A 13,544-nucleotide genomic window follows, 5' to 3' on the forward strand; every position below is an offset into this window, starting at 1 on the left:
ACACACTATATTATTTGAAATCCCCTCATTTTCTATGAAACTTGTTATCGTTGAGTCACCATCGAAGGCGAAAACCATCCAGAAATACCTTGGAAAGGAATACCAGGTTGTCGCCTCCGTGGGACACATACGCGATCTCCCAAAAAGCAATAAAAAGGCGATCGATGTCAAAGGCGGATTCATCCCGCATTATGAAGTAACCCCCGGCAAAGAAAATATCGTCTCAACGCTATCGCGCCTCACCAAAAAGGCAGGCGAAGTCTACCTCGCCACCGACCCCGACCGCGAAGGCGAAGCTATTGCCTGGCACATTGCCGAAGCCTGCGGATTAAAGCGCCCGAAGCGCGTCGCCTTCCACGAAATCACGAGAAACGCTGTTACCGAAGGCATACGCCACCCGCGATCCATAGACCAGAATCTCCGTCGAGCCCAAGAAGCACGGCGTGTTTTGGATCGGCTTGTGGGATATGACCTCTCGGGACTCATCTGGAAAAAACTCCGCTACGGTCTCTCTGCCGGCCGCGTCCAATCCCCCGCACTCCGTATCTTGGTCGAGAAAGAACGGGAAATAGCCGCCTTTGTCCCTGAAGACTTCTGGGTTATCACCGCACATGCCGACTGCCCCGATAAAACACCGATCACGCTCACCTGTTCCAAGGAACCGCGCGAAGAACATGAAGTCGATGACATTCTGAAAAGAGCGCGCGCCGGTTCCTGGTCCGTACTCGATGTCAAAGAATCCGAAGCATCGCGGGCACCCTCTCCACCATTCACTACTTCAACCCTTCAGCAGTCCGCGAGTTCCCGACTCGGATTCTCACCCGCAAACACCATGCGAATCGCACAGAAGCTCTACGAATCGGGATTCATCACCTACATGCGAACCGACAGCGTCACCATTAGCAAAGACGCGCAGAAAACAGCGACCGATTTCATTCTCAAAAAGTTCGGCGACCAATTCTCCGAGCCTCGCATCTATACCACGAAGTCAAAGAATGCTCAGGAGGCACACGAGGCTATTCGTCCGACAGATCCCTCGCGCGAGAAAGCCGGCGCAAGCCCCGACCAACAGAAACTCTACACGCTCATATTTCGCCGTACCATCGCCTCGCAAATGGCGAGCGCCCGCATGCTTCGCACCAAAGTCATTGCCAATATCGCCGATCGGTCGATTCCCGACTTCGTCGCCAATGGCTCGCGACTTCTCTTCCCGGGCTGGCTCGAGATTGATCCCTTTGCACGGCAAGACGATATGGATGTGCCAAAACTCTCTCCGGGCAGCACTCTCAGACTTCGCTCGGTCGATTCCGAAAAGAAGCAAACCGAGCCACCACGCCGTTACTCCGAAGCGGGACTCGTCAAAGAACTTGAGAAGCGCGGTATCGGAAGACCAAGTACATACGCTTCGATTATCAAGACGCTTCTTGACAGAGACTACGCCACCAAAGATGGCCGGGCGCTCCATGCCACCGAAACCGGAGAAGCCGTGAGCTCGTTCCTCGAAAAGCACTTCGCAGAAATCGTGAGCGACACCTTCACAGCCGATATGGAACAAGAGCTCGACGATATCTCAAACGGCGAACGCGACTATGAAAAAACTCTCAAGAATTTCTACACGCCATTCTCCAAAGAGGTGAAATCCAAAGACAAACTAGAGAAAATCAACAACCTTGGCGACGCACCCAAAGACCTCCTCTGCCCCGAGTGCGGCAGCAGCATGGTTCGGAAACTCGGCAAAAACGGCGTTTTCTACAGCTGCTCGCGATTCCCGGACTGCAAAGGCGCACGCATGAAAGACGGCTCACTCATCCCTGAAGACAAAGATGTTGGCGAGCCCTGTCCCGAATGCGGCAGCCCACTTGTCGAGAAGATGGGGCGGTTCGGACCATTTATCGCCTGCAGCACCTATCCGAAATGCAAATTTATCAAAGGCTCCGCCACACAGACAACCGGCGTCACGTGCCCCGTCTGTCAAAAAGGTGAGATGGTCGAAAAACGCGGACGCTTCGGCACATTCTACAGCTGTTCCAACTATCCCGACTGCAAGCACGCCATCAAAGCACGTCCGACCGGCAAGCGCTGCTCATTCATCCGCGACGGCAAACCCTGTGACGCTCTCATGATGGAAGGAACCAAAACCATCCCCGAACGCTGTTCCGACCGCACCTGCCCCAATCATAACCCTCATCTCCTCGAGAAGAAAAAGAAGTAACTCTCTCCTCACTCAATACTTGTTCTTCCATCCGAAGAAAGTCTCAGAGGGAATTCCCGAAATGATATCGAATTATCCGGAGCAATCGAAGCCTCGACCAAGAGACCCCTCATCGTTTCCGAGCTGAAGTATTGATCAAAAATGAAATTGCCAAGAGAATAATAGATTGTCTTGCCGCGATAGACCTCGCGCTCTTGAACGACATGCGGATGTGAGCCGATTATCATATCGGCCCCCCGATCGACAAAGAGATGCGCGAGACGCTTTTCTTCATCGGTTGCCGGAGCATACTCAGCACCCCAATGCGTATAGACAACCAGTATATCTACCGCCGAATGGAGGCGATCGATATCGGAAAGAGCGCGAGACTCGGCATCCGCGTAAAACTGATTGTAGTTTACAAATCCTATTCTTTTCCCGCGAATAATAGCGTCATATGAGCGAAATGAATCATCTGTCGGGTCGCCAAAAAATTTCACGCCGGCATCTCGCAAAAATTGCCTCGTTTCAACAAGTCCCGACTCGCCGAAGTTGAGAATGTGATTATTTCCAATATTCACAAGATGGATATTCGCATGAGCGAGCACGTCTGCCCATTTGGAATTGAAGGTAAAGACGTAATTCCTCGCTTCGCCGATCGCTGATCCCGCACTCTCTGATTCGCTCGAGGTAATCGGTCCTTCAAGATTTGCCACCACGAGATCGGCTGACGAGAGCTGAGCTCGAATGCCATCAAATATTGCCTCCTTCCCCATCCTATCCGATTGCGTCCGAATATACCGGTCGAACATCATATCGCCCGCAAAAAGAAGGCGGATTGGAGACTGAATATCGGTATCACCAAACACTTCCTGACTGCTAATTTCCTCGTTTTTAATGGGGAAAAATTTCATTTCCATAAAAGATTGCTCGCGAAATTTCGCACGAAAGAGAAAAAACAAGAATCCCGAAAGCACGAGAAGCAACACACCTGATGCAAGAAGAAGTCTGGCCTTCATAACAAAAAATCAACAAGCTAAAAGTATTCCGTCAATCTACCACGATCCCCGAACACGTCAATGGCGACATTGACACAACAGAAGCAGTGCCTCTGTGCATTTCGGAAATATGGTATATACTGTGAGCATCCATACATTTCCAAAAAGAATCCATGAAATTCTCTCACACATCGGCTTATTGCGAGAATTGCGGAGAAAATATTTCCGCCGAGATTGCATTCTGCCGAAGTTGCGGAACCGCTCTTTCTGAAAATCAAGTAAAAAGAAACATCGAACAATCCCGAGCAGGAAAGAATATTCCGAGAGCTCCCTTAGGAAGCGATCTTTTTTCGCGAAAGATTCCCGGAGCTATCCTTGTCGGCTTCTTGGAATTCCTTTTTGCAATCGGGATCTTCGTTGTCTCCTTCCTCATAAGTATGAATTTCTTCCCGGATATAGCCGATGGGAAAACAGTCCGCCTTTCAACCTACTTTATTGTCATGATGACCACATTTGTCGCTGGACTCACTCTGGGCTCATATATATCAAGAAAATTCCGAGAACGCTACCCGAAAGCATTCGAACAGTGAGAAACCGCCAGACTCAAGCAAAAAAGGAACGTGCCCGGTAAGCCTGCATACGGGCTGTTTTTTATTCACAGACATTCCAAAAACATGTCATGAGCAGAGTCAAAAAAGGGTGGTATTTTGTCTCAAGTGGGATATACTGGATGAAAAACATGCCCTATGTCCCTCGTACTCGAAGACATCTTCAAAGCCTGCAAATTCCCTCCCTCAAGCGAAGGTCGGCGATTCATCACGTCCGCATTCGCGCTTGCAGATGAAGCGCATCGCGGGCAAAAGCGCAAGTCCGGAGAGAACTACATCGAGCATTCACTGGCTGTCGGAAAGATCCTCGCAGAAATCGGCATGGAGTCTCGCACTATCGCCGCCGGACTCCTCCATGATGTTCCCGAAGACACCTCCGTCTCGCTCGAAACCATACGCACGCAATTTGGAAACGAAGTCGCCGTACTGGTCGACGGCGTCACCAAACTCGGGAAGATTCGCCTCCGCGGTTCGCGCGAAGAATACTACCTCGAAAATCTCCGCAAGATGTTTCTCGCCATGGCGGAAGATATTCGTGTTGTCATCGTAAAACTCGCCGATCGTCTCCACAACATGCGTACGCTCGACTATCTCCCGCCAGAGAAACAGCTTCGAATCGCTCGCGAGACCATGGAAATATTCGCCCCGATCGCAAATCGGCTCGGTATCGGCGAGGTCAAAGGCGAACTCGAAGATTTGGCATTCAAATACCTCGATCCCGAAGCACATGAAAAAACTCTTGCGATTGTCAAAGAGTACATGCGCGAAAGCGACTCATACCTCGACCGGTGCGTCGCTGGTATCCGCGAAAGCCTCACCAGAGACGGCGTCCGCATCATTCATATTGAGGGCCGCTCCAAGCGACTCTATCGGCTCTACCAGAAGCTCCGACGCCATGACATGGATATCAAGCGCGTCTATGATCTCGTCGCCGTTCGCATAATTGTGTCTGGTGTCTCCGACTGCTATGAAGCTTTCGGCGCCGTCCACAAAAGTTACCGTCCCATGGTCGGCCGCATCAAGGATTATATCTCCCTCCCGAAGCCGAACAACTATCAATCCCTCCACACGACTGTCTTCGGTCCGGAGGGACGCATCATCGAGATCCAGATCCGCACACAGAAGATGCATGACGAGGCGGAACTGGGCATTGCCGCGCACTGGGCCTATGCCGAGAAAGAGCGGAGCACCAGCTGGCGCAAACTCTTCTTTCGCCGCCATGAAACAGCGCCCCCCAAAGAGCTTGCCTGGGTCAAGCAACTTCAGGAGTGGCAAAAAGAAATCGGGCAAGACAACCGCGAATTCCTTGAAGGTATCAAGATTGACTTTTTCAAAAACCATATCTTCGCCTTCACTCCCAAGGGAGATATTATCGAGCTCCCCGAAGAGGCGACACCGGTCGACTTCGCCTATGCTATACACAGCGAAATCGGCAACAGCATGACCAGCGCTAAGGTTGATGGAAAAATTGCCACGCTCGATCATCACATCAAGAACGGTGAAGTCATTGAAATCATCACCGACAAAGGCCGCAAGAAACCCAACCAAGACTGGCTCCGATTCGTCAAAACCTCCATCGCCAAATCCCACATCCAGAAACAGCTCCGCAAAGAGGGGGTAATCTAGAGTAGGTTAAGCATCTCAAATTCTCGACATTGATTTTTTTCGAAAAAAACCGTCCCGATTTCTCGGGACGGTTTTCTATTTCACTGCATCCGGAATCCCGGAAAAAACTTACATCATTCCTCCCATGCCGCCCATTCCGGGCATGCCGCCACCGGGCATTTCCGGCTTTTCCTCCGGAAGCTCCACAACCGCCGCTTCAGTTGTAAGGAGGAGCGCCGCTACCGACACCGCATTTTCAAGCGCGGTTCGTGTCACCTTGAGCGGATCGATAATTCCCGCCTTGATCATATCGGCTTCGTAGCTGTTCGTCGCAGCATTATAGCCATAGTTTGCTCCCTTTTCGCGTACGACTTCGGAAAGCACCACCGCCGCATCCTGCTCGCCGGCATTCTTCACAATCTGACGAAGCGGCTCATTAAGCGCCTTGAGAAGCGTCTCGTAGCCCGCTCGGAACTCATGATTATCAAATGTCCGCTTCTTCATCTGCTCGGCGAGCATCGCCACCGCCTTCGCAAATGCCGTGCCGCCGCCCGAGACAATCCCCTCTTCAACCGCTGCCTTGGTCGCCGCGAGCGCATCTTCCATTTTGTGCTTCATGTAGGTAAGTTCGGTCTCTGTCGCCGCGCCGACACGCACCACCGCAACGCCGCCCGAAAGCTTCGCCATACGCTTCTTGAGCTTCTCGCGATCATACTCGCTATCGGTCTGATCGATGAGACTCTTGAGCTGTGCAATTCGCGCCTCAATGCCCTTCTTGGTACCCTTGCCACCAACAATCGTCGTATCATCCTTCGTGGCAATCACCTTCTGCGCCTGTCCGAGCATAGAAATATCAATACTCTCAAGCTTCATGCCCTTGTCCTTCGAAATCACCTGCCCGCCGGTCAAGATAGCGATATCCTCAAGCATTGCCTTCCTGCTATCACCAAACTCGGGTGCCTTCACCGCAAGCACATTGAGCGTGCCACGAAGCTTATTCACCACCAGCATGGCAAGCGCCTCACCCTCGACTTCTTCGGCAATAATTACCAATTCTTTCTTTCCGCTCTGCGCCACTTTCTCAAGAAGCGGGAGAACTTCGTTGATAGCGGAGATCTTGGTATCGGTAAGCAGAAGAAGAGCATCTTTGATCTCGGCACTCTGTGACTCGACATTGGTCACCATGTAAGGCGACACATAACCTCGATCAAAACTCATCCCCTCAACCACTTCTTTCGAGAGACCGAAGCTCTGTGATTCTTCGATTGTGACGACGCCGTCCTTCCCGACTTCATCCATCACATCGGCAATCATCTCACCCATTTCTCTGGATTCGGCAGAAATCGTGGCAACCTGAGCCATCTCTTCTTTGGAAGAAATCTTCTTGGAATTTTTCCGAAGCAACGCCACCACCTCATCCTTCGCCGCCTCCATCCCTCGACGGATACCGATCGGGTTGATGCCGGTTTCCACAAATTTCAGCCCTTCGCGCACGATGGACTGCGTCACCACCGTCGCTGTTGTCGTTCCATCACCCGCCGCGTCATTGGTCTTGTCCGCCACCTGCTTCACGAGCGAAGCGCCGAGATTTTCAAACTTGTCTTTCAGTTCGATTTCCTTCGCAATGGAGACGCCGTCATTGGTCACCGTCGGCGCGCCGAAACCCTTGTCGAGAATCACATTTCGCCCTTTGGGTCCGAGCGTCACCTTTACTGTGTCCGCCACATGATCAATGCCCGCCTTCACTCTCCGCCGCACATCTTCGCTGTACGCGATTTGCTTTGCCATATCGGTAGTATTAAGATTTATCGTCTAGCACTCAAAGTGTCAGACTGCTAAACGCATTGTAAGAAAAGAAAAATCACCTGTCAAGGTTCAAAAAACAAAAGGGCGGCAAATAGTTTTGCACACCCCTTGAAAAGATTCCTCCTTTTCGCCACACGAGAGACCTACGCCACAACTTCCGAAATCGACATGTTGTTCAAATCGAAAGTCGTGCGTCGGCTATTCAGAAATATCGATACATTACAGAGAATCACGAGGGCAGGGACCTTCATGCAAGGAATTTGATCCAGCATTTCTTCTGCCTCCTGCAAATGATTCAACAAAGTTGGACTCGTAAGACACCACTCTATTCGAAGATTTTCCCAATCTTGATCATCCAATGAGCCTTCACTCATCACTCGATCAATGTCCGATAGAAGATCACGAACATCAGCAAGCATTTGTTTTGGATCATCTCCGTTTGAAAGAAGGTCCTGCGCCATTAGCGCTGCCACGGCAGTCCCGTGTTTACTGAGATACAAACCATACAACCCAGCATCAAGCGGTGCAAAGATCATGATCTGAAATCCTCCAAGATGAAAAACGCTGAAAGGTGCTACAACGAAAAAAATACCACATTTCCAAAAAAACACAAGATCTACACCCGGAACACTATCACATCGCCGTCCTGAACGATATACTCTTTTCCTTCCAAACGGAGCGTCCCAGCCTCGCGCGCGGCACTCCACGACCCGGCAGCGAGAAGTGCCTCCCAGCCGATCACCTCGGCGCGAATGAACCGATCTTTGAAATCCGTATGAATCGCCGCCCCAGCAAGGGGCGCCGTCGATCCCTGCGCCACCGTCCACCCGCGTGTCTCCGTCTCGCCCGTTGTGAAGAACGTCATAAGCCCCAAGAGCGAATAGGTCTCTCGAATGAGGTCGCCGATTTTCGACGAAAGCCCGAGCTCCGCCTGATCGTCCGCACTCATAGAAAAAAGCTCTTCCTCTATCTTCACATCGAGCCGCACATGGGGGCGTGCGGCAAGTTCCGGTGGAAGCGCCGCCTCCGGGTCCGACATATTGTATACAAAGAGAAACGGCTTTGCCGTAAGAAGTTGCAGCTCACGAAACACCCGCTTCGAATCTTCGCTCTCGACAATACCGGCCTCCCGCACAAGCTTCCCCGCCTGGAGCGCCGACTCGATGTGTTCCAGTATCGGCATTTCGGCAAGCGCCTCTTTCTTCCCGGCGCGAGCATCTTTCACAGTCTTCAATTTCCGCTTCTCCACTGTCTCCATGTCCGCCAAGATAAGCTCGGTATGAATAATGTCGATATCCTCCACGGGCGCGACACGATCGTGTACGTGGATAATATCCGGATTTTCAAAGAGCCTCACCACTTCGACGATCGCATCCGCCTCGCGGATATTCGCCAGAAACTTATTGCCAAGCCCTTCGCCCTTAGACGCTCCAGCAACAAGCCCGGCAATATCCACAAACTCCACCACCGGCGGAATCACTTTCGCCGACTTCGACATCGCCGCGAGCTTCGCAAGCCGCGCATCCGGCACCGGCACGATGCCCACATTGGGTTCGATCGTGCAAAAAGGATAATTGTTGATATCGACCGCCTTCCCAGAGAGCGCCTTAAACAAGGTCGACTTCCCCACATTCGGCAACCCGACAATTCCCGCTTTGAGAGACATACTGCCATCATCAAAAAAGAAGAGGACTCCGCTCACTGCATGCTAGCGGAATCCAAAGAAAATGTCACGCGATACGTTGAATTTTGACACCAAGCTCTCCTTCGGGCAAATAAAGATACCCGGCATCACACATCACCTGAATCAAGCCAGGAAAAATAGGTTGCTTCTGCTTCCTACACCGAAGAAGTCGCCCTGGCGTTACCCATGCAAAATTCAGATGCTCTTCAGGATTCAAAGTCACTACCGTTGACGGGGTCGAGAGATTTAATGCGAAGGAAACACACTCCCACAAACCTTCCAAGCCAAGGTCGAGACGATGCGTCATGAGACGATGCAATTGACGAGTAGGAGCACTCACAACAATACCTGTTTCCTCCAAAAGTTCTCGCAACACTGCATCGAAAGAACTCTCACCTGCCTCCGCTTTTCCCCCTGGAATTCCCCAACGGCAATCCTTCTTTCTCCGAAGAACCAAAAAATGGTCCCAACGCCATACGAACACGATAACTGCCCGCTCATACACACCATCACGCATTTCTTTTCTCCTTTTTCCAAAGAACTACATTTATTTCACTGCTTCCCCACCCGATATAAGCACCAGGCAGACAAGAACCGACTGTTCTCAATTTCGCCTTTCCGTATCATTGACTCGATCTCTTCTTCTGTAAACCAAAAACTTTCGATTGCCCCTTCTTCTTCCGGATCCGGCGGAAGCGATGCCTCTTTCAGGCTCTCACCCAAAAAGACATACATCCGCCCCTTCGACTTTCGGTGATCATAATAGTAATCACCAAGAGCGGAGAGCGTGTCCGCCTGATAGCCGGCTTCTTCCATCAGCTCGCGATTCGCACCGACATCGACGCTCTCATCCGGGAGAAGAAGTCCGCCCGGAAACTGGTAGAGGTGTTCGTTTGCCGGATAGGAATACTCCTTCTGGACAAGAATCTTCCCGTCGGGGCGGCGGCAAATCACTGTCGCACCATCGACAATGTGCTTTGAATAGAGATAATTCAGCCGAGCACCACTCGGAAGCTCGACCTCATCTTCGATAAGCGTCACTCGCGGATGAGTAAACACTTCTCGAGAAGAAAGCTTTTTCCACATATAGCCCATCTTGACGGCTCTTCCTTGAGCTGTCAATGTTGGGGAAGCAAACGTAAAGAACAGACAACTGGCAACAGAACAAGAAACTCTCCACATTCCCATCTTCTATCTTCCACCCGCTATCTCCCTCATTCGTGATTCCTAATTCCTTCTTCACTCACTCTATGAATCCGAGCATCTTCAAAGCCTACGACATTCGCGGCATATACGGCACAGACTTCAATGAGAAAGATGCGGAGAAAATAGGCCGTGCCGCTATCGAAGCACTGCAGCTCAAGACCATAGCCCTCGGTCGTGACGCTCGCGTCTCGAGTCCCGCGCTCTTCAAAGCTTTCGCAAAAGGAGCCATGGATGCGGGCGCTCACGTGATCGACTTGGGACTCCTCACAACGCCCATGGTCTACTTTGCCTCGTGGCACCTCGACGTGGACGCTGCCGTCTCCATCACCGCCTCACACAATCCGCCAGAGTACAACGGGATGAAAATTGCTCTCAAGAATGCCCTCCCGGTCGGAGAAAAAACCGGACTCTTCGATATCCGCGATCGGGTCTTGAAAAACGAATTCGCAAGCACGAATAGGAAGGGTTCGCTTTCGACACAGGATATAAAACCCGCTTACGAAAAACAATTTGCAAAATTCGCTCGGTTCGGGAATCGGCACTTCAAGGTGGTGATCGACACCGCAAATGCCATGGGCATTCTCGAGCTCCCGATATTCAAAATGTTCCCGGAGAACATCGAACTTGTCACCATGTATGATGATTTGGATCATCCGTTCTCGGCACACGAAGCAAACCCGCTCAAAACCGAAACCCTCGACGAACTCCGAGAGCGTGTCGTTGCAGAGCGTGCCGATCTCGGCATCGCCTTCGATGGCGACGCCGACCGCGTCGGCTTTGTAGATGAAACCGGCGAGATAATTCCCATGGATCACATGACCGGTATCATCGCCAAGGAAGTCCTGAAGTCGCACCCGGGCGCAACCATCCTCTATGATCTCCGCTCCTCGAGAGCGGTGCGAGAAGTGATCGAAGAATCGGGCGGCGTCGCCAAAGAGTGCAAAGTGGGACACGCCAATATAAAGCAGCAAATGCGCGACGAGAAAGCCGTCTTTGCCGGAGAACTCTCCGGACACTACTATTTCCTCGAAAACTCCTACGCCGAAGCCGGCTCTCTCGCCGCCCTCATGATACTCTCCGTCATGAGCGAAACCAAGCAGACCGCATCCCAACTCGCAAGCGACCTGAAACGCTACTTTCATTCGGGAGAGATAAACAGCGAAGTTGAAAACAAAGACGCCATCCTGAAAAAACTCAAACAAACCTATGCAGATGGAGCCGTCTCTCATCTCGACGGCATCAAGATAGACTTCCCCGACTGGTGGCTCAATGTCCGCCCATCGAACACCGAACCTCTTCTCCGCCTCAACCTCGAAGCCAATACCCAGGAACTCATGACAAAAAAACGCGATGAGGTGCTCACAATTATACGAGAGAAGTAATACTATGCCAGAAGAGTTTTCCCATCCGGCAATGAATTTGCAAGAGAAGAAACCAATCGTTTTTACGGCGCTCTCGAAGAGATACTTCTACATGCGGATGCTCATTGTGAAATATGTCTTGGAAAATGGATGCGTCCCCATCAATCCGTTCATGTCCTTCGACTACTATCTCGCAGATACCGTTGGGAGAAATATCGTCCGAAATGCCAACAACAATCTCGTAGCGATCGCCGATGAACTCTGGATCTTCGGATCGATAAGCAATGGAGTCATGGCGGAAATACGACAAGTACATAGCACAAAGAAACCGATACGGTTTTTCACGATAGAGAACGACCAAGAAATTTCTGAAAGTTCAAAAGACAACCTTATCTTCGAAGATGGAATGGAAAAATTTAAGGCAGAACTTGAAAATCTATGATCGCGAAAGTCATCCTCGCTTCGCCACACGGATTTTGCGCTGGAGTGGCGCGTGCTGTGAAAACCGTTGAGGACACGCTCGATATCTTCGGCGCACCCGTCTATATCAAGCATGAGATCGTCCACAACAAAACGGTTGTGAAGACATTGAAAGATCGCGGGGCAATCACGATCGACAGCGCCAAAGCCATCCCGGAAAACTCCGTTGTTGTTTTCTCGGCACATGGGTCGCCACCCGAAGATTTCGAGATCGCACGAAAGAAAAATTGCACGATCATCGATGCGACATGTCCTCTCGTAAACAAAGTGCACCTCGAAATGCACCGCTTCATGAAAGACGGCTACTCGGTCGTCTATATCGGACACAAGGGACACCCCGAAGGTATCGGGGTCATCGGAGAAGCGAAGCACACCTACAAGAAATCGGTTCCGTTTATCGAGACCAAAGCCGACATCGAAGCGCTTCATTTTGACAGCAAAGAGAAGCTCGCCTACCTCACCCAGACAACACTCAGCATCCCCGAAACAGCAGAAATCATCCAAGCGCTCACCGAAAAATATCCGCATATCGTCGCCCCTCCCGGCAAAGACATCTGCTATGCGACGACCAACCGCCAAAAAGCCGTCTCCGAAATAGCAGAACTCGCCGATATCGTCCTCATCATCGGCTCGAAGAATTCTTCCAACTCCACCCGACTCGCCGAAACCGCATGCGCCAAGGGAAAACCATCCTATCTCATCGATAGCGCAGATGATATCGATCCCACATGGTTCGACGGTGCACAAACGGTTGGCATCAGCGCTGGTGCCAGCGCCCCCGAATCCCGCGTCCAAGAAGTTGCCAAGTATTTCAAAAACCTCGGCGCCACCATCGAAGAACACGCGACAACCGTGGAATCCACCCGCTTTATGGAGCCACTCGAATTGAAAGAGATGAAGGAGAAATCTTCACGTAAGCGAGCTTCATGAACACTTCAACAGAAAAGAAGAAAGTGATCGTTCTCAAAATAGAAAGGCACGCAAAGTAAATTGCGTGCTGAAAGGAACATCTCAATATCTTTCCCCTTCTAAAGAAGCGAGGAACAGCTAGGGAATTGGCATCACCTCACATATCTCACATACCACATTTGTTTTGAATTTCATCCATCCAACTCGGATCCCATGTTGTCAGACAGACACAGGATTCAGAAGAGGTTAGCATCTTAAGCGCTTCATCAAGAAACCTCTTATACCGCTTGCAAAAAATTCTCCGCGCTACAACGAGCATCCAATACCAGAGAACTTTATTCCTCCTTTCAGTCGCGCCTACAGTGTTCAACATTTGATATCTACTCTCGCGTTCGTTCTCATGTTGCCATCGGACAACAGAAAAGTCGGCAGCATAGAAAAACCGGTCAATCGAAATCCTTTCGTCCGCCTGAATTTGCGAATCATCCCGAAAACAAAGTGCCCATGTTCGGAATACTTCTCGAACAGAAGCGGAGGGAGCGTTTTCAGTATGGAATTTCTTTTTAAACTCACGCTCTGTAAAGAACATCAAAAGCTGATTATGAACCGTTGCTTCTTTCGGAAAAGGAAAACGAGCAGCTGTTGCAGACATAGCTATCCCCTTCGGAGATGTGAGGTGATTAAGTTAAGGAACAA

The 13,544-nt window shown here is 50.9% G+C and carries 13 protein-coding genes; 6 read left to right on the forward strand and 7 right to left on the reverse strand.

The genetic code is table 11. From position 1 onward, the window contains the following. The first annotated feature begins 34 nt into the window (after positions 1-34). A complete protein-coding gene (gene topA / locus IPK84_02190; protein QQS16139.1) occupies positions 35-2,212 on the forward strand; it encodes a type I DNA topoisomerase in 2,178 nt (725 codons plus the stop codon). Between the two features lie 8 nt (positions 2,213-2,220). Here topA and IPK84_02195 read toward each other — a convergent pair whose 3' ends face one another. Beyond that, a complete protein-coding gene (locus tag IPK84_02195) occupies positions 2,221-3,210 on the reverse strand; it encodes a CapA family protein (GenBank protein ID QQS16140.1) in 990 nt (329 codons plus the stop codon). Between the two features lie 152 nt (positions 3,211-3,362). Here IPK84_02195 and IPK84_02200 point away from each other — a divergent pair, with 152 nt between their 5' ends. Together IPK84_02200 and IPK84_02205 are read left to right on the forward strand one after the other, a co-directional pair. Continuing rightward, positions 3,363-3,779 carry a zinc ribbon domain-containing protein gene (locus IPK84_02200; GenBank protein QQS16141.1) on the forward strand — a complete coding sequence of 139 codons (417 nt, stop codon included), beginning with the start codon at positions 3,363-3,365 and terminating at the stop codon, positions 3,777-3,779. A 156-nt stretch (positions 3,780-3,935) separates the two neighbouring features. Continuing rightward, positions 3,936-5,423, forward strand: coding sequence for a bifunctional (p)ppGpp synthetase/guanosine-3',5'-bis(diphosphate) 3'-pyrophosphohydrolase (locus IPK84_02205; protein QQS16142.1), 1,488 nt, complete (start codon positions 3,936-3,938; stop codon positions 5,421-5,423). Between the two features lie 108 nt (positions 5,424-5,531). On the opposite strand, the gene groL is transcribed toward IPK84_02205, so the two are convergent. The 5 genes from groL to IPK84_02230 all read right to left on the reverse strand — a co-directional run bounded on the left by groL (position 5,532) and on the right by IPK84_02230 (position 9,978). Continuing rightward, positions 5,532-7,190 carry a chaperonin GroEL gene (gene groL, locus IPK84_02210; GenBank protein QQS16143.1) on the reverse strand — a complete coding sequence of 553 codons (1,659 nt, stop codon included), beginning with the start codon at positions 7,188-7,190 and terminating at the stop codon, positions 5,532-5,534. A 161-nt stretch (positions 7,191-7,351) separates the two neighbouring features. Beyond that, entirely contained in the window at positions 7,352-7,744 is a 393-nt protein-coding gene (locus IPK84_02215) for a hypothetical protein (GenBank protein ID QQS16144.1), read from the reverse strand. Positions 7,745-7,824: 80 nt separating this feature from the next. Next, on the reverse strand, positions 7,825-8,874 hold the full coding sequence (gene ychF / locus IPK84_02220; GenBank protein QQS16145.1) for a redox-regulated ATPase YchF: 1,050 nt from the start codon (positions 8,872-8,874) through the stop codon (positions 7,825-7,827). 64 nt (positions 8,875-8,938) lie between these two features. Next, positions 8,939-9,409: an NUDIX hydrolase gene (locus IPK84_02225; protein QQS16146.1), complete on the reverse strand. Its 471-nt coding sequence runs from the start codon at positions 9,407-9,409 to the stop codon at positions 8,939-8,941. A gap of 35 nt (positions 9,410-9,444) precedes the next feature. Continuing rightward, the gene (locus IPK84_02230) at positions 9,445-9,978 is read right to left on the reverse strand and encodes an NUDIX hydrolase (GenBank protein ID QQS16147.1); all 534 of its coding nucleotides are present in this window, start codon (positions 9,976-9,978) and stop codon (positions 9,445-9,447) included. Between the two features lie 164 nt (positions 9,979-10,142). Between IPK84_02230 and IPK84_02235 the strand changes: the two genes are divergently transcribed. The 3 genes from IPK84_02235 to ispH are packed head-to-tail and all read left to right on the forward strand — an operon-like array spanning position 10,143 to position 12,869. Then, on the forward strand, positions 10,143-11,480 hold the full coding sequence (locus tag IPK84_02235; protein QQS16148.1) for a phosphomannomutase/phosphoglucomutase: 1,338 nt from the start codon (positions 10,143-10,145) through the stop codon (positions 11,478-11,480). A 4-nt stretch (positions 11,481-11,484) separates the two neighbouring features. Next, complete coding sequence (locus IPK84_02240; GenBank protein ID QQS16149.1) at positions 11,485-11,901, forward strand: hypothetical protein; 417 nt, start codon at positions 11,485-11,487, stop codon at positions 11,899-11,901. Continuing rightward, complete coding sequence (ispH, locus tag IPK84_02245; protein QQS16150.1) at positions 11,898-12,869, forward strand: 4-hydroxy-3-methylbut-2-enyl diphosphate reductase; 972 nt, start codon at positions 11,898-11,900, stop codon at positions 12,867-12,869. The genes IPK84_02240 and ispH overlap by 4 nt, the downstream gene beginning before the upstream one ends. Positions 12,870-13,014: 145 nt before the next feature. On the opposite strand, the gene IPK84_02250 is transcribed toward ispH, so the two are convergent. Further along, complete coding sequence (locus IPK84_02250; GenBank protein ID QQS16151.1) at positions 13,015-13,500, reverse strand: hypothetical protein; 486 nt, start codon at positions 13,498-13,500, stop codon at positions 13,015-13,017. Positions 13,501-13,544: the final 44 nt, after the last annotated feature.

Source organism: Candidatus Moraniibacteriota bacterium, assembly GCA_016699875.1.
GTDB lineage: Bacteria > Patescibacteriota > Minisyncoccia > Moranbacterales > UBA1568.